Here is a 26494-nt window from a genome sequence, read left to right on the forward strand (position 1 = left end):
CTTGGGGTATGGATCGCGGGACAGCGCGGGGTGCGGAGATGTGGAGTGCGGAGATGTGGAGTGCGGAGAGCGGTGCGGCCGTGGAGGCCGTCGCCGAGTCCGCTGCCGTGCTTGCTGCCTTGGCCGGAGCGGCCGCTGACGACGCCGATCCGCCTGCCGACCCGCTGGAAGCCGCCGATCCGTTGCGGCGGCTGGCGGACGGGTGCCTCGACGGGCTCGCCGAGGTGGCCCGGCTGGAGGCCCGGACCGCGGCACTGAAGGTCCAGCTGGCCGCCGACTACGCGCAGGCGGCCAGGTTTTTGGCGCCGCCGGCGCCGTCCGCGCGGGACCGTGCCGTTCAGGAGATGGCCCTGGTGGCCGAGGTCGCGTGTGTCCTGACCGTCAGCGAACGCAGCGCCGGCGCCCTGCTGGCTGAGTCCCGGGCCCTGACGTCGGCGCTGCCGCTGACCCTGGCCGCGCTGCGGGCCGGCACGATCTCCTGGGCCCACGCCCGGATCCTTGTGGAGGAAACCGCCGGCCTGGACCGGGCCGGCGCGGCCGGGCTCGAAGCGCATTTCCTGGACCCCGCCGCACCGAACGCGGCCCGCGGCTGCCCGGCCGGGGACCTCGTTCCGGCCCGGTTCCGGGCCAAGGCACGCACCTGGCGCGAACGTCACCACCCGGCCAGCATCGAGACACGGCACGCCACGAGCGCCGCGGACCGGCGGGTCGAGTTCGTCCCGGACCGGGACGGCATGGCCTGGCTCTCGGCGCACCTTCCGGCCGACACCGCCGCCGGGATCTGGGAACGGACCACCGCCGCGGCCCGCGCCCTGCAGGGCCCGGACGAGGCCCGGACCCTGGCCCAGCTCCGTGCCGACATCACCGCCACCTGGCTCCTCACCACCGGCACCCAAAGCACCGGAATTGACGGCGGAACGGCCAACCGCGGCACCGGGACCGGGACCACCGGCGGCATGGCTGCGGGGGCGGGAGCGGGTGCGGGCTTGGCAGGGGGTGGTGTTCCGTCGCCGCGGGCGCAGGTCCTGGTCACCGTCCCGGTCCTGTCCCTGCTGGGCGCCACGGACGAACCGGCCGTGCTGGACGGGTACGGTCCGATCCCGCCGTCGATGGCCCGCCGCCTCCTCATAGACGGCGGCGGCTCCTTCCACCGGGTCCTGACCGACCCCCGGGACGGTGCCCCGCTGGAAATCGGCCGGACCAGCTACCGCCTCACGACAGCCCAGCGCCAGTGGCTCCGGCTCCGCGACGGCAGGTGCCCCTTCCCCGGCTGCGGCAACCACTCCCTGGACAACGAAGCAGACCATATTCTGGCCTGGGCCGACGGCGGCACCACCGGCATCACCAACCTCGGCCAGCCCTGCCCCAAACACCACCGCCTCAAACACGCCTCCGCCTGGACACCGGCCGGGGCCAGCAAGGACCACCCGCCGGGCTGGACCTCCCCGGCCGGGCGGCACTACCCCAGCGAACACCAGGACTGGGAACCACCCCGCTGGCCCGAGGACTGGCTGCCCCACATCCCAGCCACGGACACACACCCGAAACCAGGCCACGACCCGGACCTGCCCGAGGATCCGTACCCGGCCCCGCCCGAGGATCCGGAGCCAGGCCTGCTCGAGGATGCGGACCCGGGCCTGCCGGAGGATGCGGATTCGGACCTGCCCCCGGACCCCTTCCCGGACTGGCACCTATTCACCGCCGGGCACCCACTGCCCGATCCAGTGCCGGAATACCGCTTGCTCCAATCCATCTGAACGGCCAACTGTCAATGTCCGGTCCATCAGTCTGCCCTCTGCAGGCCCTGTCCGCCACACCCGCGCCGGACTACGATTTTGCCTGTTGACCAAGTACCCGTGACCAGCACAGGCGGGGCAAACGCAGAGCGAGGAAGACGCTGTGACCGGAACGACGATGATGAGTGGACCGCACTGGCGGCGAGTAGTGGCAGCCCTCGCTAACACGGACGCTCGGACCGCCTACGCGCAAATAGTGCTCGGCGCCAAGCTCCCCGACGTGCTAGCTGACCTGAACGACCACCGACGAAACCGAGCCACCACTGCCCTCCTTGAGTCGGGACTCGTCGAACGGAATGCTGCCAACGAACTGGTGGCGCCCGAGGCGATCTTCCGCGACCTTCTCACACAGCAGCCCCGGCGACAGCCGCAAACCGGATTGGCCCGCTTTATGCGCTTGGGGAGGATCGAGAGGTATCCAGCCAACATGACGGATCGGCGGGAGCTCCTGGCTTGGATCGTCAGCGAAGCCATCGAGCCGGGCGAACACCTAACGGAAAAGCAGGTAAATGAACGGCTCCTCAACTACACCGATGACGTCGTGATGCTGCGCCGCTACATGATCGACTTCGGACTACTGGACCGGACGCCCTCCGGCTCCTCCTACTCCCGGCACGACGAAGCCTAGGCCTGGAACCTGGCATTCTGACAGCCTCAAAACCTGTCCGAGCGCCAACTCAGCGCAGACGGGACGCAGTAGTCTCTTTTGCCACCGGGTATAGAAGGGCAGCTTTGCTGCCCGCCCAAAAGAAGAATGAGAGATGTAGGTCTATTTGGAAGATTGTCCAACAGTTGACCGGGACATGTTGCGCGGTAGGGGACGGGGATGTCAGCGCCAGTCGTCGATCACGTAGGCGTCGGGGTGACTGTAGCCGGGCTCGTTGGGCCGGTGCATGGTCACGCCCTGCATTCCGGTACGGAAACCCCGGGCGACCATGCGCTGATAGGCATCCGGGCGGCCAAGGTTCATCCCGGCCTCGAGCTGACCCAGTCCGCGCTCGGCGGCCAGTTGCTCGCAGGCGTCGAGTAGTCGTTCGAATCTGTCACCGGCCTGCCGGCCGGGGCGTACGGCGCCGAACTTGACGAAGCACACATCCGCGCCGGCCTCCGTGCCCGGTCCGCAGTGACACACGGCCAGCCCGTCGAGTCCCGACTTGCCCGGCAGCAGCACGGTGTCGCCGGGTCCCTGCGCGTGCGTGGCCACGATCTCGCGTTCCAGGTCCAGCCCCTCGTACACGGCGTCGGTCAGGGCACGACAGGCGTTGAGGTAGTCGGGCCGCTCGGCGGCGGGCAGTTCGGCATACGTCACCCGGCCTGGCACCGCGCCGCGGGCTTCGACCGGTTTACGCATGACGGCGGTCAGGAATCGGGGCCAGAAGCCGTACCGGCGGTAGAGCTCGAGGTGTTTGGGACTGTGCGCGAAGGTGAACAGGCCGAGGTGGCTATTTCCCCAGGTCTCGAAGCAACCCATGATCGGCTCCATCAGGCTTTTCCCGACGCCGTGGTCCCACAGGTCCGGACGCACGGTCAGCGGCCCGAAGAACCCGACGCTGCCCCAGTTGGCGGCGAAGTTCGATCCGGCGAGCTCGCCGTCGACCGTCGCGGCGAAGGCGGCGTGCGGATCGGCGGCAAAGCGAGTACGGACATAGTCGGCGGTCCCGAACGGATCGGGGATCCCGAGGAACGTCCCGAACGCCGCCCTGCAGATCTCGTCGGCGCGATCGAGGTCCGTTTCGCGCAGCGGGCGGACCGACACCGGGCCCCCGATACTCTTTCGCCCGGTTTCCTGTGCGGTCATGACTCTCTCCCTCCACGACGTCTTCCTGCCTCCAACCCGTGAGTTGGGTGGCCTCCTCCAGCACCCGCGCTTGCTCATCAAGATCCCCGCGCAGCCCCGAACCCTTGAGCTGACGGAAGCTATGCCTCAGTGGTCTGATAATGCTTTGCCCGTTCGTCGAGAACGGCAGTGGCCATGGCTAGGCGCCCGGGGAGCGGAACCAATGCCTCCCGGAGCCAGATGGTGTCCGAGTAGGCATGGAACCGGTCCGGATTTACATGCAGTTCCTGGGCTACTGCCAACACCTGATTGTGAGCCGTAAGGTAACGTGCCGACGACAAGTCGTTCCGTCGCCGGTGTAGCTCCAAGCGCACATCCATCTTGGCCAGATCGCGGGCCGCCTCTGCTTGGGCTCCTTCGTCAAAATCCAGCAATCCGAGCGGGGACCGATCGTCGACTACGATGATCTGCTTGCTGTGCAGGTCTCCGTGGGACCACACCAGCGGATCCGGGGCCGTCCGAAGCAAATTCTTCGTCACATCCTCCGCTGCGGCCCGCAAGGCACTGACTTGAGGCGACATTTCCGGCACGTTTTCGAAGTGACGCAGCCAGCGGTTCACGCATCGCCACAGATACGCCGCTTCCACCTCTGCTGAGCGGAGCGGCAGACTGTTCAGAACGCTGCGTGCGGCGTTGCCGGGCGGGACGCTCAGCAGAGCGACCCACGAGCGCGCCCATTTCTCCCATGCCCGTGCGAACGATTCATCGCTGGTCGTGTAGTCATCCTCACTCAGCTCGTTCAGGGTCGGTCCCGGGACGGTGCTGAAAGCGATGACGTCCTCGGAGCTGCGGAGGATCCTGGGGGTCGTGAAGGTGCCGCCGGCGTCCAGGAGAATGGTCACGCGAGCGCAGCGTTCGGCGGACGCGATGGCCTGCCCTGGCCGGAAAATCTTAATGTAACGGCCCTCCGCCCGGACCACCGCACGCCTGTGGGGCCGATACGTAATAAGTTCGCCTTCCTGGGCTTCCGCCCGCAAGGCGGGCAGTTCGGGATCGTCCAGCGGCACGAGTTCAAAGCGCCCCTGACGCAGATAGGCTCCACGGAGAGCGCGGGTCCGGCCCTGGCTCACGACCTCCAGCACGTAGTTTCCTGGCTTCTTGTCGAACCAGGCCCGGCTGACGCGCCAAGTTGTGCCCGTAGCTTCGTCGGCATATTGCGGGACGGGCAGGTACCAGCTCATCGGATCAGCTCCAAGTGCCGCTTCAGATTGTGTGACCAGCATGAACGAAGAGCATGAGGTCCAGATGAAGTGCGCATTAAGGAACCCTCATGAATGGACCGCCGTCGGATCGCTCATTTTGCCTGGTGACCAGGCACGCGGTGACCATCACAGGCGGGTGCAGACGCAGAGTGAGGAAAACGCTGTGACCGGAACGACGATGATGAGTGGACCGCACTGGCGGCGTGTAGTGGCAGCCCTCGCCAACAGCGGTCAGCCCGCGCCCTGGCCCTCGCGGGCCACCTCTTCCAGAATCCTGGCTGTCGGCGCTGCCGTCATCAGCTGCCCTATCACCTCCGGCTTGTCCCACACCTGGCTGCGCAACTTTTCCAGAAAGCCGGTCGCGGCGTCGCTGGTGTCGAAGTCAAGGAGCACGGCCACGCTGTTCTGGTCCTCGGTATCCCGGAACAAGCGGACAGACCGGGCGCCTGAGGCGGCGCGGCCTGCGGGATCACTGTCGAAGACGTTCTTGAAAGCCTCATAGTCCCGGACCGGATAGCTAATCTGCAGGGTGAACATCGTCGTTCCTTTCCCTCGGGCTGTGTCAGGAACACGATAGGCCGACCAGCGCCATCCCGGTAGGGCCAGAGTGCGGCTTTGATCCGGTCGGTGACATTAGGCAGCACAGTCGCTACGTTGAACATCGGACACTAGTGGCCTGGGTTCGGGCGCCGAAAGAAGGACTGAGTGGACAGTGATGCTGGTACGTGGTTTCTGAGCCGCGCTGAGCGGGGGAATTTGGCCACAGACGTGCACGCGGGCGGTGCCGGATCGCCGCCGTGGTCGGAGGGCAATCTAGTGCGGCCCCTGATTCATGGTGCGACCTACTTCGCCCGGCTGCACGAGGAGTTGACGGCTCTGAAGGCGGGAGACCGCGTGTGGTTCACCGACTGGCGTGGCGACGCCGACGAGCGGCTGCTGGCGGACGGACCGTCGATCGGCGACGTGCTCGCGGGGTTGGCCGGCGCGGGTGTGGAAGTGCGGGGCCTTGTTTGGAGATCCCACGGAGAGCGCGTGTCGGCCCCGATCAGCGGCCGATCCAATGAGCTCCTGAGTCGCCAGGTCAACGACGCCGGCGGAGAGGTGCTTCTGGATCAGCGTGTACGCCTGTTTGGCTCCCATCACCAAAAAATCTTCGTCATCCGCCGTCGTGACAATCCGTCGCGGGACGTCGCGTTCGTTGGCGGGATCGACCTTTCCCACAGCCGTCGGGACGATGCCGACCACGCGGGCGACCCCCAAGCCGTGAGCATGGATTCCCGGTACGGGAAACGACCGCCGTGGCACGATGCCGCCCTCGAACTGCGTGGCCCCGTGGTGGCAGATGTGCTGGCAGTGTTCGCTGAACGGTGGAACGACCCCCATCCCCTGGACCGACGCACCCCCTACCGGATGCTGCTGCAACGACTGGCCCGTATGCCCCGGCACCCCGAACCGCTCCCGGCCACTGCTCCTCCGCCACCACCGGCGGGCCCCCACGCGGTGCAGCTGCTGCGCACCTACGGCGTTAGGCGTCCCCCGTTTCCGTTCGCGCCTGGTGGGGAGCGCAGCATTGCCCGCGCCTACACGAAAGCCTTCGCCCGTGCCCGCACGCTGATCTACGTCGAGGATCAGTACCTGTGGTCGAAAGAGGTCGCAGCCGGAATCGCGGAGGCCCTCGACCGGAATCCCGACCTGAACGTGATCGCCGTCGTCCCCCGTTACCCCGACGCTGATGGGCCGCTCGCAGGGCCGGCGGCCCGGATCGGGCAACTGCGTGCCATCAGCATGCTGCGTCGGGTCGCGCCCGACAGGGTCGGCGTGTTCGACCTGGAGAACCGCGCGGGAACTCCGATCTATGTCCACGCCAAGATTTGCATCATCGACGACACCTGGTTCACCTGCGGCTCAGACAACTTCAACCGCCGGTCTTGGACCAACGACAGCGAGCTCACCTGCGCCGTATTCGACACGACTGTCGAAAACCGGGACGCGGCCGGCACTGACAACAGCCACGACACTTTCCGGCCTTTGGCTCGCGGGCTCCGGCTCCAACTCTGGGCCGAACACTTGGGCCTGGACCAGAACGACCCCCGGCTCGTCGACCCGGCGGCCGGGCTCAAACTTTGGAATACCACCGCAGACACTCTCGACCGCTGGCATGAAACCGGCTGGGGCTCACCCCGACCCGCCGGACACGTGCGCCACCACACGCCAGAGCCTGTGTCGCCGCGCCAACGCCTCTGGGCAGATCCGATGAGCCGCCTCCTCATGGACCCAGACGGCCGCCCCCGCCGGCTGCGCGGCACCACCCAGTTCTAGGCACATAGCGCTTCACGACAGTGACGGCGTGTCACTCGTTGCTGCCGGCCGCACAAGGCCGGTCAGGGCTGCTCCCGGATCAGCGCACCGAATAATAACTGCTGGTTGTGGTGGCAGTCGTATAGCCGGGCTTGGCACCGGTAACGCTGACGGTGAGCTTGGCACCTTTATCGGCGGTCCGGACCTTGTAGGTCGAATACCAGGCTCCTGAGATCGGGACGCCGTTGCGCAGCCAGCGGTACTTGAAGGCCGTGCCCCAGGTCCAGGCGCCCCGACTCACAGACAACACATTCCCGGCCTTGACGGTGCCGACGATCGTCGGCGTGGACGAACTCAGGGTCCCCGCCGCCACCTTCGCCGAAGAGAAGGCGCCCTGGGTCTTCAAGATCCTGCCATTCAACGTCGAGGTGACCCAGATGTCGATCTTCCTGCCCAAATCGGCAGCCACAGGCGTGTAGTGGCGACCAGTGGCCCCGGCGATCGTCACGCCGTCACGCATCCACAAGTAGGATTCGCGCACCACGTTCATTTCATTACGTGCCCAGAGACCGGGGACGACGGTCAGGGCCTTCCCCACGGTCGGCGTGCCTTGGATGTAAGGCGGTCTGGTCTGGGCCGGGTCACGCAGGGTCACGGGCTTGGGCGCCGTGACTCGCACCTGGGCGGTGTCGTAGCCCGCGGCCGCGACCGTCACGAGGACCGTGACGGTCGCACCGACGTCGGACACGCCGGGCGTGAACCTCGGGCCGCTGGCCAATACCTTCCCGTCCGGAGACAACCAGTCGTAGGTGACCGTCAGCTTGTCGGACGGTTCCGACCAGGTGCCCGCCGTCACCTTCATCACGGAGCCGGTCACGAAGGTCCCGGTAACGATCGGCTCGGTGACGTTCGTCAGCTGCATCAGGCCCGCGGCCGCAGGCACAGCTACCGCGTTGGAGTAGGCATCGATCGGGATGGCATGCATCGGGTCGTCGGCGTCGGCGTGGGCCGGGACGGCGAGGCCGGCAAGCGAGAGCGCGGCGAGTGCCCCGGCGATGCCGAGACGGATGGTCTTCTTGTTCAATTGTTCCCCCAAAGTCTTCGGGCCGGTCCCCCCGGGCCCATGATGATAGTAGCGCCCGGGACCGGTCTGCGACTACGTCGCTGCAGGTCAGGGTGCAGGATTGACGGCGTAACGTCTCCAGGTCACCAACGAGCGCAAGGGAGTCTGGGCGACACCAGGACCCTTTGCCTCGCACCAGGTGGGGCCTGCGGTCAGCGGGCGAAGTACGCTCCGCTGGTCTGGGTGACGGTCGTACAGCCGAGCCGGGAGCCTGTGACACGGACGGTAATCCTCTTATCCCTGTCGGCCGTCCGGACCTTGTAGGTCGAAGCCGTTGCACCGTAGATCGGGACGCCGTTGCGCAGCCAGCGGTACTTGAACGCAGTGCCCCAGGTCCAGGTGCCGGGCTTCGCGGTCACCAGTGTTCCGGCCTTGACGGTTCCGGCGATCGTCGGCGTGGCCGAGCTCAACGCCGCAGCAGCCACCTTCGCCGTAGCATCGGTCGACTGGGTCTTCAGGATCCTGCCGCCCATCGTGGACGTGACCTTGACAGAGATTTTCTTGCCGAAGTCGCCGCCCACCAGGGTATAGTCCCGGCCGGTGGCCCCGACGATCGGGGCGCCGTCACGCAGCCACTGGCGGCTCTCTGTCAGTCCCTGTGCATAGCCTGACCAGGTGCCGGTGGAGACGGTGAGCTTCTCCCTCACCGTCGTGTTGCCCCGGATGGCCGGGGCTTTGGTCTGGGTCGGGTCCGGCGCGGTCACGGGCTTGGGCGCGGTGACCTTTGCCCAGGCGGTGGTATAGCCGGGAGCGGTGGCGGTCGCTATGAGCGTGACCGTCGTCCCAAGCTGGGTCAGGTTGGGTGTGAAGGTCGGGCCGGTGGCCGATACCTTCCCGTCCGGGGACTGCCAGTAATAGATGACAGTCAGATTTTCGGCAGGTTCGGACCAGGTGCCGGCCGTCGCCGTCATCGCCGTGCCAATCACGGCGGCACCGGCCAGGACCGGCTTGGTGACATTCGTCAGCGGCTTCAGCTCAACCTTCGGGGGCTCCGGGGGCGCCGGGATGACCGTGCCCGCGGCCGGGGGGACGGCCACTGAATTGGAGCTGGCCTCGGGGCCGCCAGACGTGGTCACGAGCTCCAGGGTGTGGCCCTGGTCCTCGGCGGTGATCGTATAGGTCAGTTCGTTGGCGTCGGGAATCTGTATGCCGTCGCGCATCCACTGGAAGCGGTGCTCATTCCAATCGCTGGTGTTCCGGTCGGTGTGGTCAAACCAGGGAAGGTCGACAGCGGTGAGGGTGTCCCCCACCTCGGTGCCGCCGGTGACCACAGCGCCGGGCGTCTCGGGGGTGAAGGTGCCGCGCCTGGCTGCGGAGGTCACGGAGACCGGGTCGAGGCCGGCGGCGTAGCCGGTGACCCGGAGGCTGAGCAGCCCCGTCGGGCCCCACGTTGTCCTATCAAATCTTGGGGCGGTGGCACCAGGGATGGGCGAGCCGTCACGGAGCCACTGATACCGGAACTGAACGCCACTCGGCCCCCAGTCCCCCAGTTGGGCGACGACGACGGGCCAGTATTCACCATCTTCTGCGCCCAGGGATTCGAAACCCACATACCCCGCCCGGACCGTCGGAACGGCGCCGGCGGCGTCCGAGACCGAAGGCGTCTTGGTCGACTGGACGGTAGTTGCTTTGAACTCCGGAGCACGGCCCGTGGTCCTAACCCGGATGCCCTTGCCGAGGTCCGACCTGGTCAGCCGGTACGTGGTACCGGTGGCGCCCAGGATCGGTACGTCGTTGCGCAGCCACTGGTGCGTGAGCGTCGCGTTGGAGGGACCCCAAACGCCGTCGTAAACGGTGAGGGTGTTGCCGACCAGTAGGGCGCCCCCGATAAGCGGCCGCGGGCCGGCAACCGGGGTGTTGACCATCACCGGCTCCTGGCTCCCGTCCGGCGCCGTGCAAAGCTTGATCGAATCAACGATCGGGCCGCAGGACGGTACGAAGCCTGCGTGCGCCGGAACCGCGAAACCGGCCAGCGACAGGGCGGTAAGCGCCCCGGCGGCGCCGAGACGGATGGCCATCTTTTTCAATTGTTCCCCCCAGGGTCAGCGGGCCGGTCCCCCGGGCCCATGATGATCGTAGCGCCCTGCCTGCTGTTTTCGGCACTGTTGCTGCAGGTCACGGTGCCGGGATGATCTCGAACTGCTCCACACCCACAGGTTGTCGGCCAAGGCCGCCGGAGTCCACGACCAGACATGGACCCAACCGTGTTCCAGGCCTTGCGCTCCTCACCGGTGATCCCGCAACGTAGGCCAGATGGTTTTGCAGGCCCAGCAGGTGTCATGCCTCAGGGCCTCGTCGCAGAACTGGGTGCCCATCTCGATGCACTTCTCGAAGTTGATGTAGGTCCGGGGTTCACGGCGAACGTGTCAACAGCGGTGGTCCCCGCGGAGCGCTTTGCTCGGCTCCTGAACAACTACACGTAGCCACCCAGTGTTGCGACGATGGAAGGGCCGCAACGGTTGGTCTTGATGACTGCCTCGAAAAAGTGAATACGGAACAACTCCTTCCTTGACAGTGACCTTAGGCACCAAGAAGTCCCCTAGGCTGCTACGTTGTTCCCAGCTGGGGGCATTGGGGACTCCCTGCACTCTCAAGGGGAACTCACATGAGCACTGAATATCCGCACCCGGGCTACTCAGCCATTGCAGCAGAGACTGAAGACGCCAAGCGTTCCCGTAAGGGACGGACCGGCATCGGAATCGGGCTCCTTGCAGTGGGTGCGCTCGCCGCGTTTGGCATGGTCTGGTTGTACACGCAGTACGGCCCCCTCATCGGCACCCTCAGCGAGAGCGAGAGGGCCGAAGTCGTCATATTCGACGCCCTTAATGTCCTTTTCATTCTCGCCCTGCTCGTTGGCGGGATTTGGAACATCTCAGCACGACGCAGCAAATCCCTGGCTCCCCCTATTGCAGCGCTGGCCCTGTCCGGCATCGGCCTAGCACTTGCAATCACCAATCTCCTGGACACCTTGAATACGGTGGGAATGAGGCCAAACTTTGTCGCGTTTTTTCTCTACTTAGGCATCCTCGTGCAGACAATCAGGCTCATACGGGGGCGTTGATCAGCTTCGAGCCGATCTTCAGGTCCTTCGCCGGGGTCTTGCCGGGGGCCGGCTCGGCAGGTGTCAGTTGGCCAACTGTTGTGAACCGTGGCCATTTGGGTTGGGAAATGGAACAGAACGGCCCCGCACGCGTGTGCGTGCGGGGCCGTTCCGGATCGATCGACTCACCGGCGGGAAAGAAAGAAAGAAGAAAGTGTAGATGGACAGGCTACTTGGTACCGAGGACCACTTTCGCTACCGCGCATTTCCGCGATCGCAGGAGCCCGTGCGCGCCATGACATGGACAAACCAGATGGTCCTTTATGCTCCTGTCGTGGTTCCGGATCCGCCTCCTTTTGCTCGCCCTGAGATTTAGAGGCGCCCAGTCGTGACACCAGGGACTCGATTCTCCAACTGCCCCGCACTGTACGGCCGGAACCTCTCGCGACGCCGAGGGTTTATGTCCCACGTCGGTAGCGAGCCGCCGATGACCTGACACAGGCTGGGCCGTGCTCCAATTCCGGCCAGAACGGAATGAAGGTGCAGGGTGGAAATGGGGGTGGTCCTGACTCAAACCGTCACAAGCAACCGGCGAGTCGTGGGTGGTCCTGGTTCAAGCCGTCACACCGGTCCTGAATCAAACTGCCATAGTCAGAATTGGGACTGAGGACCACGCAGCCAATACCGGAACCCGAGGCGTCCGAAGCCGGCCAACCAGCCTAGAGCCGACGAGCGGTCGAGCCGCGAGAACGACGCGCGCCGCAGGCGCGAAGAAGAGGCCGAAGAGCGTCGTCGCCAGCAAAACTTCGACCGCACTCTGCTTCTCATTGACAAGTACGTGATTCCGTTGACGAAAAATTACCTCATTCCGGGTGCGACTAAGTTGTGGGACACCAAGGGCAGACCATTGTGGGACACCAAAGTCGTGCCCGGGGGGAAACGGCTTGCGCAGCGATTGTTCCGCCCGAAGCTGAGCGAGCCAGAGGTCCCAACCGTGAACGGAGATGCTCCTGAGTTCGCAGCCGAGACCGCCAACCCGCACGCGGCCTTCCGGCACAGTACCAACCACACAGTCGAGATGTCGGCCGAAAAAGAGGCCGTTGAAGACACGGCCGTCGCTGACGTCATCCAGATAGATAAATACCAGGACTGCCGGTCCGCGTAGGGGGTCGGCGGCGTTTGACCTTATGGAGGGCAAGCTGACGTACTGCCTCGAACGTCAGAGTCACGGCGCTGGGCAGGGTGGCCTCACTGCCCGGGAAGCGGCGCAAGTGTTGTGCGCACCAGCAGATGCCCGCCAGCGGGACGCGGTAGGACGGACGGCCATACAGGGAGAGCGCGGTTGATCAGGCCAAGTATGGTCAGCAGCTTGATTAGTTCGCGTTCGATCAGCACGCAGCACACTGAAGCGGAGCCAGGCTAGCCCGTGTGGGAAGGCGTGGATATAGGGGAACTCATCAACCAGAGCAAATCAGGGCGAAGCTTGTCGTAGGCGGCCCGATGCTCTGCAAGCCCGGCGCCAGGTTCTCACCAAGGGATTGGCTAAAGGGGTGGCCGCGGGTCCTTGGAGGAGCCCAATGCCGCCGAAGATTATCATCCAAGTGCTTGCGCGACCGTGCAGTTGTTTCAGCTGCAGGTTCCGCGGTTCGCAAAAGGCGGGCACATAGACTTCCTTCCATGCGCGTCTTCGACATTGCCTTCAACTACCTGCTCGACACCACGCCTCCAGGAAGGGACCCGGACTCCCATAGTCCGCGGCTCAAGGCTGACCATCAGCTGCTCTGGAAGAAGGAGCTATGCGAGGGGCAGCTGTTCGAATTGGCGGTCTCGGAAGTTCCCAAGGTGCGTCGGAAAAACTACCTGATGTTCGAGCAGACGCCCGACAAGTGGTTCACGGTCGGCAGTGACGCCATCACGAACTCCTACACCAGGTGGGGGAAGCCCAAGGCCTTGGTCGAGGCTAAGGCCGAGTTGAGTGAGGAGCAGAAGCGCCGCTATTTCGACCCGCCGTACACGATCGGCAGCGCCATGATCTGGCCCGTCAGGACAATACACCTGCCCACCCTCAACACCGCCAGGGGAATGCGGATACGGATTGCGGACCGGATGGACTTGACTCTAGAATGCATCCGGCGCCACTACGCCAAGGAGCCAGGCAGCCCCCTCGCCGACGTCACCACTAACTATGGGGACTTCTTCGAACTCTTCTGTACGTTCGAGAAGTTCGTGGAGTTCTTCCACTTCCAGGATCTCGTGACGCCGGAGGGGAAGATCGACTTCTTCCTCGAGGAGGATGAGGACAAGGTCTTCACGCGCCTCGGCGTCCCGGTCACGAAGGACGAGTACGTCAGGGTTCAGGAAGCCTCGCTGAAGTTCATAGCGCTGCGGGGCAACCGGATGGCCGACTGGGTCGAGAAGAACCACCGCGACATTGAGGTCCGACGGCAATAAACACCGGCCTGTCCCTACCCGAGAATGCGAGAACAGGCGACGAATCACGGCGCTCCGCCTGTCACAGCATCTAGGAATCTCCCCAGGAGATCGGCCAGTTCGCCTTGCTGGCCTCTCGTTTGAGCAAGTGCTGCAATTCGGTTGCAGGAGAAGCCTCGAAGCGTGGTAGTTGTCTCCCCTATTCCAGGAACCGAGCAGGCGGAAAACTAGCCTGCTGCCGCTTCCAGGCGGTCCGAAATTAACAATTGTTAAAGTGCGGAAAATCTACACGCGGACCTGTTAATCTTCGGGCGTACTGGACAACCAGTGTCCAATACGGCCAAAGATTAACAATCGGTCCTTGTGGTTACGGCCTTTTCACGCGGACACTAACAACCTGTCAGACCGGCTTTCCGCCTGTAAGTTAGCAAATCGGACCTGGGCGGCGGAAGGCTCGACTCTACGACTAGGAGGCGCAGCATTTCCTTTCAAACTGTTGAGATGCCCGTCCAGATTCCTGACGAAACCGGCGACCATTGCGCGCTGATCTGCATCGATGCCAAAGCGAAGAACTTTGATCGCCATGGTACTCAGCAACGCCCTGACCAGGAGGCGGTCTCAGACCGGGCTTGGCCGACTCAGCAGGCTGCCTGCGGAGGGACTTTGAGAGCCATGCCTATCCAGAAGACACATTTGAGCGTAAAAGGATGTTCATGGGTGCCTTGCCTGCTTGGTGGCGGACGCGTCTTCGTCTGATCGGTGCCGCGTTTTCCGCGGTTTTGCTTGTCGCTGTGAGCGGTTGCGTGGGAGCCCCTCCCGGCCAGGCCCCTTCCGGGCCGGCTCCGCCGAGCGTCTTCGCGACCCAGGCAGCGACGGATTCTCTGGAACCCAGAATCCAGCACTTCATGGATGGCGGGGCAACGTCCTTTGTTGTGCAGCTGAGATGGCCTGGTGGGGAATGGTCCAAGGCCTACGGGGTGCGAAACCTGGAGAGCAAGGACCCGGCTCAACCCCAGGACCGGGTATCCGTTGCCAGCATTACGAAATCGATGGTCGCCGTCTCCGTCTTGAAACTCGTCGACCAGGGACTTATCGGGCTCGATGACCCGGTGAACGATGTCCTGGAGAGCTTCCGAACCACGCTGCGGCCGCCCGGACCGATCACTGTCCGCCAGTTGCTGAACCATACCTCCGGCATGCCCGATTACGGAGACTCAGAATACGCGGCGGGACCACTGAAGCAGGTTGCGAACACACGACTCAGCATGCAGCGAGGACTCGAACTGGCCGCCACGCTCCCCTGGGAGTCCAAGAATATGGACCGCTTTGCATACTCGAGCTCCAACTACCTAGCCCTCGGCCAGCTGATCGAAAAACTGCGCGGACGGCCCGTCGCCGACGTGCTCCATCAAGACATCTTCGCGCCCCTGGGACTTCAGCACACGTCGCTGGCCGAACCGGACCGCGGGGCTCCGGACAACATCCACGCCTACGTCATGGATGGCGGCGAACGGGTCGATGTCACCCAGCCCGAGGTCTTTGTCGGCTCCCCCGCAGGCGGCGTCATCTCCACCATGCAGGACGTCAACGACTTCTACCGGGCCCTCCTCCGCGGCCAGCTCCTCTCCCCCGGCATGCTTGAGGAAATGAAGAAGAAGACCGAATTCTGGGACTACGGACTCGGTCTAGAGCGGTATCCTGACGCATGTTCCGGCGACTTCCGCTACGGCCATACAGGGCACATATTCGGCTACATGAGTATTTCCATCACGAGCGCCGACGGCGGCAGCCAGATCACGATGACCATGGCGCACGCCCCGCTGCCTTGGCAGGACCCCGCAACCACGCGCCGCATCGACCTGCTCCAGACGCAGATGGAACAGGCCGCCCAGGAAACCCTCGACCGCCTCTGCCAGTAAACAGAATGGGGAGCCGGGCCCGGGTGGAGCCCCTACCGTTGTGAACACGGCGGCCGTGGCCGGGGACCGTCTGGCCTGCGGGCCTATCCCATCCCAGCAATGCCAGCCCAGGTCCCACTGCCGCCGGTCCCGCCACCGCCACGGTCGTCGTCCTTACCGCAACGTCTACAGCGCTTGTAGCGGCCGCCATCCTCGGTGACTTCCGTGTGCCAATCGTGGCGCATGTTCAACCTACACAACAGGGTCCTCAGCATGATGCTCTCCGATCTGAGGCACGCTCCCCGCAAACCGCGGTCCCTACCCAGCCAATGCAAGTTTAAGCCTGCCCCCTTATCCTCACCAGTGAAACTCCCGTAGCACTCCACCAGGAACGGGCACACGGACAAGGAACAAAGGACATTCTCGGCTCGGGACCCCCGATCCATCGCCAACATTTGCCCCCACGCAGCGTTTCCTGTGTTGGACCCTCGACACGAGCTAGTCAGTACCTGGCAAGGGCTTGCGTAGCGTTCCAGATGCCTGCACTCCGAAATGTCCGCTGAACCCAACTTCCTGCGCGGTCGTCATCAAGCCAAGGACTGTTGAGAGCTCACAAAGCGGGCCCTGCACGATTTACCGTGCAGGGCCCGCTTTAGTGGCAGCTACTACATAGAAGACTTCCAAATAGAGTGCCGTTCATCCAACTAGATCGACAGCTCACAGAAGCTGTAGATTGCCAGGCCAGTCGGTCCCGAGGACCATTCCCTTCCCCCGTGTTGACGCAGCGGCACGAGCCCGGCCGCATCTTCCCGCGGTCAAACTAGTTGGTCCTTTTTGCGTCGGACTCTGCCATTGGTCGGCCGGACCCGACTTCTCGTCGGTGTACCGGACGGCCGCGGCTTGAGTCGCGCGGCGTGCAGAACCTCGACGCCGCGGGCACCGCGGCACTCTTCTCAGCGGAAGGAGCTGCGTGACGTGGACGTGTTCCCCGACTTCGCGGACAGGCCGAGTTGCACGCCATCGTCGGCGCGCTGCTGACCGTCGTGCTCATCTTCGCTGCGCTCATGCTCGTCATCTGCGCCGCAGCGTGGGCGATCTCATCGCCGAACGGCAACCTCTCATCAGCCGTCCGCGCACGCACCGGATTCCTCGTCTCCGTCGGAGCCGCCGCCCTCGGGGCCACCTGGGTCAACTTCCTGCTCGGCGTCGGCGCGAGCATCTGATCCTGCCGATGGAGGTCAGGAGCGGCGCGCAAGGATTCCGATGGAGCAGTCGTCCTTGGTTGCCTCGCGGAGCCTGGTGTCGACCACCCGCCGCAGTCGCTTCTTGTGCTCCGGGCTTTTCACTTGTCGCGTCGGAGCGACCGCGACCGCCTCGATCAACTTCGCACAGGCAGGGGCCAAGGTTTTCGAGCGGTTGTCGAACAGGCTCGCACTCGTGCCATCGCTCATCAAGATGAAGCCGGACACACCCTCTGTCGCACCTCGGAACAACCGCGTCGAACTCGCGGCGTCAGGGGACGTGACGAAGGTGGTCTGATTTGCGAATTCGGCGTTGTCGGGTGCTGATACGACACGCAGTTCGCCATTCTTGACGTAGCCAATTACGCCGTCCCCGATGTGCACGACGACGAACCTCTCCGCCGAGACCGCGACAGCGAGGAAGGTCGACGCCAGATCCGCGAACGTGCAACCGAGCCGCCGACCCACACCCGCGAGACGCTCGTGCAGGCGTTCGAGAATCTCCTGCCGTGCTTGCTCTGCATCGGCACTGGTGTCGAACTGCCCGAACTGCTCGATGAGCAGCGCGCAGCCTTCTTCCACTACTGCCTGAGCGCCGAACTCCGATTGAGAGGCTGAGCCCGCGCCGTCAGCGAGGCAGAGCACTTGGATACCGCGGCCGGACAGGTAGGCGGTCCTGTCCTGTCCGCGCGTGCCGTCTAGTTCGTGCCCGCGTCCTCGCACTTGATAGTGGAACTCGTTGAACACCTAGAGCTCCGCCCAGCCAGCCAGCCCCTCGAGGTCCGGCTTGACCGTGTCGCCCGGCGTTGAACGAGAGACCCGAGAGACCGACTTCGACAGCCACTCGAAGAACTCCTTGAAGCTCAGCCCGCGCAGCCGCAGCGGCGGGCGGTTCGGGCTGAACTTCGCCAGCACGTCCATGTCGGCATCAGTACCGATGCCGATCGGGAACACCGTCAGCTTCTTCTGCGCAACAAGGTCGGTCACACGCTGGACCGCCCGCTCCAGTTCGACGGCGCTACCGTTCGGCTGTCCGTCCGTCATGAGCACGAGCCAGGGCTGGTAATAGAGGACGCCCGCGCCTGAATACACTGACTTGCGCTTCTCCAACGTGTCCAGCGCAAGGTTCACCCCTTCCCCGAGAGCCGTGCCGCCTGTGGCGTCAATCGCGTCCCTGCGCTGGAGCCGCTCGACGCTGGAGAAGTCCTGGATCAGGCTTGCCTCGGAGTTGAACTTGACGATGCTCACCTCGGCGGCATCATGGGCGTCATCGTCCTCGTCGATGGCGTCATAGAAGAGGTTGACGCCCCGCACGAGTTCTCGGATCTTGTCGCCCATCATTGACCCGCTGGTATCAAGGCAAAGGATTACGGGAACCCTTGGCGTCGGGTTCTCTATGAGGTCATCGGCGCCGATTGCGAGTGCCATGTCACTAGTCCTTATCAGTTCGGATGGTTCGTGAGTGCTGTTCGGTTATGACTTCCACCACTCCGCGAGACGCTCCCAGAGGGACTTTCTGGGTGCGGTGCTCTGCGGACTGGTCGAGGTCGCGGTTGGGCGCGACGGACGCGGACTTGCCGCTGGCCTCAGAGGGCACGTCTTCCTGATCGCGGCATGCGCCTTTGGAATGTCGAGCCCCTTGCTCGTGAACCAGCTCGCGTGGTCGAAGGTGATGAAGGGCTGGCGGCAGTCGGCGCAGAGCCTCGCAGGGTCGAGCTGTGCCGCCTTCGTTGCACAAGAGGCGCAGCGCCCATACGTCAGCTCAGTCTTGGGAGTAGGCGTTCCGCAGTCCTTGCAGACGACGAGCTGGCAGTTGGAGCAGCGGCCGTCGATGAGGTACCGGCGTGGTGTGTCCTTCCCGCAGTTGCTACAGGCGGCGTAGTTCCGCTTGCGGTTGCACTCCCAGCAACGCCCGTCTCGCAGCGCGTCGGCAGGCTTCGGTTTGCCGCAGTCCGAGCATCGGGTCTGGTTCTGGCGACAGTCGTCGCAGAGCTTTGGAGTCCAGTAGCTTCGCTTATCCTCCTGCCAGCGCCCGATCATCGAGGTACCGCACTGAGCGCACTCGTACTCGGGTGTCTCCGCGTCCTTCTTCTTGAACCGATTGGGGTAGACATCGTGCGACATCTGATCGAAGTCGTCGAACCCGCCGAAGAACTGCTCGTACTCGCGGAACACCCGCAGCCACTCGTCCGCGGTCGGACGCTTGGAGTACCTCAGCCCGTCGCGGTGGAAGGTATTCCAGAACGTGCGCTTCACGGGAAAGGGCAGGTGACTCCACATGTACTTCCAGTTGCCCTCCGGCTGATCCCGGTCGGAAGCCCCACGGAACTGGAACGCGAACTTGCCCTCCTTGATGAGCGCCGCAAAGTCCCCGCCGTCCGCACCTGCCCGCGCGTAGGGGAACTGGCCGGTGATGAGAATCATGAAGAGCATCGTGGCGACGGCAAACAGTTCCTCCTCTTCCGTGCGCAGAGCGTCCGCGTAGTCTCCGGTCATGGTGGGAGCGGTGAACATCGGCGTCCCTACTGGACACGGGTATCCCTCCAACTGCCACGAGTCAGCGTCGATGATCCAGACATCCTTGTTCGCGTCGACCATGACGTTCTTCGGGTTGATGTCGCCGAGCAGGATGTTGAGGGAATGCAGGTAAGAGACCTTCTCCAGGAAGGAAATGCAAACGTCGACGAGATCCGCCTTCGTCCAGTTAGGATAGGTCTTCTTGAACCGGGCGGGCCGCATGACCGTCGCCTGGAGTTCCTTCCCCGTGGCCCGCGGCATGGCGTAGCCGACGAATTCACCGTCGCTGTTCGTGATGAGGCTTGTCGGGAAGCCGATGCATTCCCGCTCGAATCCGCGCGCCAGGAGCAGGGTCAGCTTCTCCTTGCGGTGCCATGTCCGGTGTTCGGCGTCGAAGACCTTGACGACGCTGTTCGCCGCACCGTCGACTGCGTAGACTCTCCCCTCGCCGCCCTCACCGAGCATCGCACCGAGCACAAGTATCCCGGTGTCTCCGCGAGCCGATGTGAAGCGCACGGTATCCCCGGCCGCGGGCAGGACTGCGCTCCCCTCCAGCACGCGGTCAGGAGCCTTGATCGCCGCCGAGGGGTTGAAGGCACCCGGGACGCCTCTCACTGTTCCGACCGCGGAGCGTTGCTGCCGCGTCGTTCGGCGTGCGCCAGGCGCGGCGACGACCGGGGCGACCGCGAACGTCTGCTGGAAGTCGGGGAGCAGCAGTGCGAGCTCTTCGACGTCTTTCTGGTCCTTGTCGGTGCCAAGCCCCTGCTCGACAAGCCTCGTCAGGCGTGCGTGCTTGCGCGAGGCTCGCTCATACAGGGCCTGATCGCTATCCACCTCGATCAGCCCGTCCTTGGTGAGAACCCCGGCGACGAGACGCCGATCCGTCTCCGCCGCGACCAGCCGAATTCGCAGCCGCAGAGTGGTGTCGTTCGTCAGAAGGCACATCTCATAGCGGTGGGCTGCACGTTTGAAGACCTCGACAAAGAGGTCGTCTGCATAGGGGTTCGATACATCGCCGAGGTCCGTTCGGATGAGTCCCGCGCCCACGGCCGCGTCGAGGAACACCAGGGCATTGCCGGCCTTCGTGATCGAGCCCACGCGCTGTTCGCTCAACCCGGAGGTGTCGATCAGACTCTGCTTAGTCAGTTCATCGACGACCTTACTCGGGACCACGACGGGATTCTCGTGCGCACGGATTGCCTCAGCGCATCGCTTGAAGAGTCTCTTGAGCCCACCCTCATGTGCCGGGTCCGTGTCCATGAAGACGTTCGTGTCGATGAACAGCCTGTGTTCCGGTTGCACGAAGTCCTCTGGTGTGATCGCGACCACCGCGGTTTCTATGGCCACTAGGACTCCCGCCCCTCTCCGAGTGCGCGCTGAAGTCTCGGCGCATCAGCACGGAAGGTCACGTTGCTCTGGAAGCCGGTCGATCTCGGTGAGAACTCGGTAAGCAGTTCTGCGGCCCTTTCCTGGCTCACCTGGCGGGCACGCTGGAACGCAACCAATTCGTCGACAGGGATGCGGTGGTGCGTCCCAACTTTCACAGCTTCGATGCTGCCTGATTCGATGAGCTTCATGAGCGTTGCCCGAGAGACACCGAGCAAGTTCGAAGCTTCTGTGGTCGTGTATTGCTCCTTAACGGGAACGACGACGGCACCTGATCCATGCTCCGATTCAAGGAGTCGCAGAATGTTCTCTGCGCTCGTGCGCGAGAGCGTGAGCGTTACTTGCACGTGACCGCTAGCTTCTCGGAGCGCGCGGCGTAGCACGTCGATCGAGTCTTCTTCTTGCCCGGCCATACCGCCTCTATTGCCACAACTGTCCTTAACTGCTGTTACTGTAAAGCGAGGTGGCTTGTACCAACGCGCCTTACTTCTCGAATCCGTTCAATCTTCAGCGAGTGTTCACTGTAGATTTCGAGCCTGCTGATCAGAAGGTCAGGGTTGGACGTCGATCCTCTTGTTGCGTGCACGGATGAAATCCCTGCTGCGTTGTAAATACTCAAGGTATTCGTCGGGGGTCTTTGGAACTGCCGGTGTCCTGAAGTTGTCGAACGGGTGGAAGAACCGGATGGTGCCGTCCTCATTGATGAGGTCCTGCAGTAGGAAGAATTCAACGTACCCGTCAAAGTCCTTGAACAGGGTGAAGAAGTCTGCATACCTGTCCAGGACTTCTCCGAATTTGTTCGACGGCTCGCCTGAATAGTGGCGGCGGATGCATTCCAAGGTCAAGTCGAAGCGGTCGGCGATGCTGGGGTTGCATCCCCGTGCACTATTGATCTCCATTTTTCCGCCGATGCGGTTGCCAGGAAACACAAGAGCGCTGCCGGCAGTGTAGCCGCCGTATTGGGGCAGTTCATGGGCCGGAATTTTCGCGATGGCTTTGGACGCCTTATCCTTCAGCCTGGTAGTGATGGCGTCGCTGGCAAGAAGGAAGACACCCAGCTCGGACCGGTGCACGAGGTACCTGCCAGGCTCCTGTACCAGATCGAAGTGTCCTCCGCCGTAGGGCAGATCCTTGCTCCACAGCAACTGGTGATGCCTGCGCAGGGTCGGGCTGTACTTGTCGGGGTCCTTTCCCGGCGGAGTATCCGAGCGGTAGTCAAAGGACGTATCAACGCCTGCGGTCATAGTGTTTCTCCCCCTGCTTGCCCGATTCAGCGGACATGCCGTCACCGGTTCAGCAGCGTCGAGGCTACTGAGCGTGGACAGTTGCCCGGCCGCCACAAAACGAGACTTTACCTCGCCGCCGCCCTCCCGAGCGTTAGCCACACACATGTTGCATGCATTGCATTCCTAGCGGCATCGACACGACTCCAGTTTGAGTTCTCCAGCTTTCCGGTGAGCAACCACCGCGAACTGCAGCAGCACTGCCGTTTTGTGCACGAATTCGTACCCTGTCAGGAACTCCTATCAAAGAGTGTTGCAGTTCGCCGACATTCGGTTATGCGCTGCATTCAGCCACCATCTATGCAAAAGACCGTCAACGATCAGGCTGGGGAGGACTACTGGCTACGGGATCGCGTCCCGAACTTCCCACGCCGCACTGCCACCAGGAACCGTCCCCTCAGGCATCCACTCCGACTCGACATAGTCGCGGTCATCAAGGATTGACGGGTTCAGATGGAAAAGGGCCTCGGTCCTCGTAGTTGAACGACGCCTGCAGCAGGCCGGTGGACTTCCCAGCGTTCATGGCGCCGTAGCGGAAATGCAGCTTGGCCAAGGTGGTCCTTTCGACGGCGGCGGCGTCGATTCTACGCACCGGCGTACGGCGGGGCCGGCCGGAGCCGTACGGTAGCCGGATGGAACGCTTTACAGGCTTCATCGCGGGTCTGGGCACCAGCGCGGGTCGCCGGCTGGTGGTCGGGCAATGGACGGACTCGCCGCTCGGCGCCTTCACGGACGTCATGACCGAGGACCGCGACGGGCTGCGGACGCTGCTGGCCCCCAACCGGGCGGTCGCCGACTATGTGTCCGCGACCTACCGCTTCGATGAGGTGGTGGTGGCACCGCTGGATGCCAGCCTGAGCCCCGCCGGGGAACGGGGCACGGAACCGGGGAACGAACCCGGGACCGCCGCACTGGTCCTCCGCGTTTCCGGTCGGCCCGCTGGTGCTGCGCGCCGACCTGGGCCCCGTGACAGCCCTGGGGCGGATGCTGCAACTCCCCGCCCGGATCGCCGTCTACCCGGCGTGGCTGACGGCCGTGAACCGCGCCGCGGGGATCCTGCTCCCGGGGGTGGCCACCGCCGGCTCCGCCGGAGGCGGACGCCGGGAGTACTATGGCGTGCGCTCCATCCGTGGCATCAAGCGCGCCGCGGCGAGCTGGAACGGGGCCGAACTCGGGCCCCTCGCGCCGGTGGATCCGCCCGTGCGCTTCGGCTTCAGTTCCGTCCCCCGCACGCCGCAGGCCGTGGCCGTCACGACGACGGTCCTTCCCGCCCGCCGCTGAAGCGGGACCGGTGGCGGAAGGGGGTTAGCGGCGTTCGTTGCCGGAAGCAACAAGACCTTCCCTTCTCAAGCTCGGGCGTTGCCCGCCCGCCCGCCGCATAAAACGGTCCTTCACCGCACCACTCCCCTGCCAGTTGCCGACAGACAGTTAGTAAGGAGCGGATTTCCGGGCTCTCTGGTCGTTTCTTCCAACTAGGCCGGCACCTCACACCAACCCTCAAGTTGGATGACGTCCCTAACTAGTCACGACTATGTCGCGAGTACGTTCTCAAAAGTCGCGCAAACTCTGCAAAAGTCGCAACTAGACGTTCACGTCATACGGCCCCGCACACCTCAGCGTACGGGGCCGTATGAGAGTTCATTGAGAATGACTGGAGACAGGGAACGGAACCGCCAACTAGGCCGACGTTCGCAAACTTCCAGGGGAGATTCCGCCAACTATCCATCTATGTTGTAGATAGGCAGGCTATTTGGTCCTGAGGACCAACGCTCTCGTTGTACCCGGGCGACGCCCTTGAAGCTTCCCATGGACAGACTTTTTGGTCCTTTTGCACCAGGAAGCCTCCAGATCAGTCCCTACAGGACCGATTCGCCTCAGGCAGCGGCGACCCGGACAACGAATCCTCGTTGCGGGGGGTGCTGTTTCTGACCCCCGCCATGGCTGCTTCCTGAATCGAATGTCAGAGCAAGCCTACTGTCTTCAGGGCAGGCACTTCTTGCTGATCCATGACCGTGTGCCCGTTCTCAATGCTCTTGAGGCGAACCGTTCCGTTGATGCATGCGTCCACATGAAAGGTTGAGATAGTTCGGCACTGGGGACAATGTCGAACTACGACGAAGGGGCGCAGTAGGTGCCATTTGCCGTCGGGGTCAAGTATGTAAAGACTGTCGGTTTCGATGTCATTGGCTGACACCTGGTCGGTTTCAGATTTTACGACCCAATGATCTCCTATCATTTCCCGATAGGTCACAGTAGCCACGCTGGCGAACGAGTCCCACGAAGCCGCAGTCACGTGCCTCAGAGGCATATCCACCAAGAATGCCGCAGCCAGCGTCAGTATCCGAAGATCTGTCAGAGCTGAGTCAATCGCTTCGGCCAAATCAGCGGGTTCGACCCGCCGGTTGTGAGCTTCGTCGTTCCGGCGGTTGCTGAGCCTGACCCGCGCAGCCTCAACATCAGCAGTACGGAACATGCCGATGATGTTGGCCAGGCCCGATTGGGTCACGCCCACGGCAAAGTGCTTGCCGCTGGTTTCCTGAAGTACAGCTGCCCAGTCGCCCATCCCGGGGCCGGATCCGCCCCCGAGTTTTCGTTGGATGGCTTCTACCGCTTTTACTTCGATGCCGGCGGCTCGGGCTAGGACGAGGACTACTTGCGCCAGAAATGTCAACACAGATTCAGCCGTGTCAAGAATCGACGTATACCCAGAGCCGGGGGGACCCCCTGAAAGGGAGGCTTCCATAACCCTCCATCGATGAGCTATGGGGTATGGGAATGCCCTCCTTACTACAAAGTCCGGATCGTCGAGGTTGGCAGCCTCGCGGTTCCTCCAACGAACAAAGCGCCCCGCCTCGATAATTTTGGGTCGCGCTTCCTTGACGGACGGGTAATCAAAGATCGAATCAATTACCCGACCGGCTTCGTCAGCCCATTCCAGGAAGTTGTTCTGAGCTTCTCTAAGATTACGCAAAGCGGCCAGAATCTCTTCGTCAGGTATGGGTACCGTAAGTTCCCCGATCTCCCGCCCCAAGTGGAAGGTTGAATTATAGGCGGAATGCAACTGTGTTGCGGCTGGCGACCGCAGGTAGGCGACGGCGAAGTCGATGACTTCCGGGGGCACAGACTCGAGCGGACGCAGCACGAGAACGTTGCTATTCCAAGTTGCAGGATATGTGCCGCAGAACTTTGCGACTTTAAATCCACGCTTATCGGACTTAACTGAGATAACTGGGATAAGGAAGTCATTTGCCCGCAACAAGTCCGGCTCTTCAGAAAGCATCCACGTTGCTTCCGCATCCGCATCAGTTATCGTTCCGTCGAGCCTGAGGTCACGCCCGGCAAGGACACGTGCTGCACCTAGAGCATTAGCCTCACAGAGTTGTCCCCTATGCGCGACGGGATGAAATTTTCCGCGGCGGATTTCGAACAGTTCCTCCAAAGGCGCCGTGTAACCAAAGTGAGCGAGATCTTGTCTTTTTGCCTCTATTTTGGGGTCCCGCAAGCCGTAGGCCAGACTATCTCCTGCCTCAAGGTCGCCTCGAAAGACGTAGCCGAACTCGGTTGTGCTGCCCTTCATCCTCTGTAACCTGTTGAAGTCAGCAAGAACGTCGGCAGCGCCAGTATCCTCTGCTTTCCCGACTTCGAAGAACCTGACCAAGGGGTCAGCGTGTCCTCTCGGTACAAGGCACAACAGCACGCCTTCGAAGGACGTATGGACGTTGGGAAAGACGTCGCGAATGTAAACGGCGTGCGTAACTTGCCAGTTGGCCATCAGGTCGCTGCGAAACAACCGGAATCGTTCAGATCGTACGGTGGATGCCGGCAATAGCACGCATAGAACCGCGTCGACATCGGGCGCCGGGCAGTGAAGGAGTATCTCCTCCTGGAATTCGAGCAAGGACCGTGAGGCCGTGCTATAGCTAAGCAGCCTCCTTTCCTCACCTTCCTGCTCGCCTGCGACAGTTGATCGCCGCCCCCACGGTGGAATCATTAGCACGTTATTCCCGGAGTTCAGCAGCGACTTCGTCTGGGTCGCCATCTCGTCCCAGTTCACAACATGTTTGCTCCATCTCTCCGGCAATCCAGGCACAGTTACGGATGGTGGAGTGCCGTCCTCAGACTGGGAAGTCACTACTGCAACCGACCGCTCGGTCTCTCCAGTCGCAAGAAGACTGCCTATTATTTCAACGAGCACGCATTCGGGATGCCCGTCTGCCGAACTTACATTGCTGCCCATGAGGCGTAGTACTCTCCCATTTCTTGCTAGACACAGCACTTCTAATGACTTTGTCAAGGTTTTTCGCACAGGGTGCACCGACCAGCTTGAACAATAGGACGATCCCAGGCCAAATTGGGCGGTATGGAGCATCTGGCTTGTCCATTGCACGGCTTGTAGAGGTTGCAGCGGGCCAAGGGAGGAGCAGGAGGTCATAGGTGGCTCCT

The 26494-nt window shown here is 63.2% G+C and carries 20 protein-coding genes and 1 pseudogene; 9 read left to right on the plus strand and 12 right to left on the minus strand.

The window, feature by feature from the left end; translation table 11 throughout:
* Positions 1 to 53: 53 nt before the first annotated feature.
* Positions 54 to 1757: an HNH endonuclease signature motif containing protein gene (locus C566_RS0105245; RefSeq protein WP_018773292.1), complete on the plus strand. Its 1704-nt coding sequence runs from the start codon at positions 54 to 56 to the stop codon at positions 1755 to 1757.
* 430 nt (positions 1758 to 2187) lie between these two features.
* On the plus strand, positions 2188 to 2424 hold the full coding sequence (locus tag C566_RS23085; RefSeq protein WP_269210536.1) for a DUF2087 domain-containing protein: 237 nt from the start codon (positions 2188 to 2190) through the stop codon (positions 2422 to 2424).
* 201 nt (positions 2425 to 2625) lie between these two features.
* On the opposite strand, the gene C566_RS0105255 is transcribed toward C566_RS23085, so the two are convergent.
* The 3 genes from C566_RS0105255 to C566_RS0105265 form a co-directional block, all read right to left on the minus strand.
* Positions 2626 to 3594 (minus strand): GNAT family N-acetyltransferase, encoded by a 969-nt coding sequence (locus C566_RS0105255; protein WP_051082223.1) that lies wholly within the window; start codon positions 3592 to 3594, stop codon positions 2626 to 2628.
* 119 nt (positions 3595 to 3713) lie between these two features.
* Positions 3714 to 4856, minus strand: a complete 1143-nt coding sequence (locus C566_RS0105260) for a phosphotransferase (protein WP_231386253.1) — start codon at positions 4854 to 4856, stop codon at positions 3714 to 3716.
* A gap of 210 nt (positions 4857 to 5066) precedes the next feature.
* A complete protein-coding gene (locus tag C566_RS0105265) occupies positions 5067 to 5372 on the minus strand; it encodes a hypothetical protein (protein WP_018773296.1) in 306 nt (101 codons plus the stop codon).
* 168 nt (positions 5373 to 5540) lie between these two features.
* Here C566_RS0105265 and C566_RS0105270 point away from each other — a divergent pair, with 168 nt between their 5' ends.
* Positions 5541 to 7154 (plus strand): phospholipase D family protein, encoded by a 1614-nt coding sequence (locus C566_RS0105270; protein WP_026266401.1) that lies wholly within the window; start codon positions 5541 to 5543, stop codon positions 7152 to 7154.
* Between the two features lie 79 nt (positions 7155 to 7233).
* Here C566_RS0105270 and C566_RS22015 read toward each other — a convergent pair whose 3' ends face one another.
* Both C566_RS22015 and C566_RS0105280 read right to left on the minus strand, forming a co-directional pair.
* Entirely contained in the window at positions 7234 to 8217 is a 984-nt protein-coding gene (locus C566_RS22015) for a hypothetical protein (RefSeq protein ID WP_018773298.1), read from the minus strand.
* Positions 8218 to 8408: 191 nt separating this feature from the next.
* Positions 8409 to 10274 (minus strand): hypothetical protein, encoded by a 1866-nt coding sequence (locus C566_RS0105280; RefSeq protein ID WP_018773299.1) that lies wholly within the window; start codon positions 10272 to 10274, stop codon positions 8409 to 8411.
* A gap of 587 nt (positions 10275 to 10861) precedes the next feature.
* Between C566_RS0105280 and C566_RS0105290 the strand changes: the two genes are divergently transcribed.
* The 5 genes from C566_RS0105290 to C566_RS20900 all read left to right on the plus strand — a co-directional run bounded on the left by C566_RS0105290 (position 10862) and on the right by C566_RS20900 (position 16847).
* Entirely contained in the window at positions 10862 to 11317 is a 456-nt protein-coding gene (locus C566_RS0105290; protein WP_155846736.1) for a hypothetical protein, read from the plus strand.
* Between the two features lie 973 nt (positions 11318 to 12290).
* Positions 12291 to 12461, plus strand: a complete 171-nt coding sequence (locus tag C566_RS22625; RefSeq protein WP_155846737.1) for a hypothetical protein — start codon at positions 12291 to 12293, stop codon at positions 12459 to 12461.
* A gap of 512 nt (positions 12462 to 12973) precedes the next feature.
* The gene (locus C566_RS20890) at positions 12974 to 13747 is read left to right on the plus strand and encodes a DUF6994 family protein (RefSeq protein ID WP_018773303.1); all 774 of its coding nucleotides are present in this window, start codon (positions 12974 to 12976) and stop codon (positions 13745 to 13747) included.
* 884 nt (positions 13748 to 14631) lie between these two features.
* Positions 14632 to 15645, plus strand: a complete 1014-nt coding sequence (locus C566_RS0105305; protein ID WP_196802331.1) for a serine hydrolase domain-containing protein — start codon at positions 14632 to 14634, stop codon at positions 15643 to 15645.
* Between the two features lie 989 nt (positions 15646 to 16634).
* The gene (locus tag C566_RS20900) at positions 16635 to 16847 is read left to right on the plus strand and encodes a DUF6112 family protein (protein WP_018773306.1); all 213 of its coding nucleotides are present in this window, start codon (positions 16635 to 16637) and stop codon (positions 16845 to 16847) included.
* 15 nt (positions 16848 to 16862) lie between these two features.
* Here C566_RS20900 and C566_RS20905 read toward each other — a convergent pair whose 3' ends face one another.
* From C566_RS20905 to C566_RS22630, 6 genes and pseudogenes are all read right to left on the minus strand, one after another.
* A complete protein-coding gene (locus C566_RS20905; protein ID WP_018773307.1) occupies positions 16863 to 17612 on the minus strand; it encodes a PP2C family serine/threonine-protein phosphatase in 750 nt (249 codons plus the stop codon).
* Complete coding sequence (locus C566_RS0105325) at positions 17613 to 18293, minus strand: vWA domain-containing protein (RefSeq protein ID WP_026266404.1); 681 nt, start codon at positions 18291 to 18293, stop codon at positions 17613 to 17615.
* 45 nt (positions 18294 to 18338) lie between these two features.
* A complete protein-coding gene (locus C566_RS22020) occupies positions 18339 to 20729 on the minus strand; it encodes a protein kinase domain-containing protein (protein WP_155846738.1) in 2391 nt (796 codons plus the stop codon).
* Positions 20729 to 21181, minus strand: coding sequence for a helix-turn-helix domain-containing protein (locus tag C566_RS23305; RefSeq protein ID WP_018773310.1), 453 nt, complete (start codon positions 21179 to 21181; stop codon positions 20729 to 20731). Before C566_RS23305 ends, C566_RS22020 begins: the two co-directional genes overlap by 1 nt.
* 138 nt (positions 21182 to 21319) lie before the next feature.
* Positions 21320 to 22012 (minus strand): DUF6994 family protein, encoded by a 693-nt coding sequence (locus tag C566_RS0105340; protein WP_018773311.1) that lies wholly within the window; start codon positions 22010 to 22012, stop codon positions 21320 to 21322.
* Between the two features lie 502 nt (positions 22013 to 22514).
* Positions 22515 to 22604: pseudogene (locus tag C566_RS22630) on the minus strand (thymidine kinase); the annotation flags it as partial.
* A gap of 389 nt (positions 22605 to 22993) precedes the next feature.
* Here C566_RS22630 and C566_RS23095 point away from each other — a divergent pair.
* Positions 22994 to 23332, plus strand: a complete 339-nt coding sequence (locus tag C566_RS23095; RefSeq protein ID WP_018773313.1) for a hypothetical protein — start codon at positions 22994 to 22996, stop codon at positions 23330 to 23332.
* 679 nt (positions 23333 to 24011) lie between these two features.
* On the opposite strand, the gene C566_RS0105355 is transcribed toward C566_RS23095, so the two are convergent.
* Positions 24012 to 26288 (minus strand): hypothetical protein, encoded by a 2277-nt coding sequence (locus tag C566_RS0105355; RefSeq protein ID WP_155846739.1) that lies wholly within the window; start codon positions 26286 to 26288, stop codon positions 24012 to 24014.
* Positions 26289 to 26494: the final 206 nt, after the last annotated feature.

This window comes from Arthrobacter sp. 131MFCol6.1 (assembly GCF_000374925.1).
Taxonomy (GTDB): Bacteria; Actinomycetota; Actinomycetes; order Actinomycetales; family Micrococcaceae; genus Arthrobacter.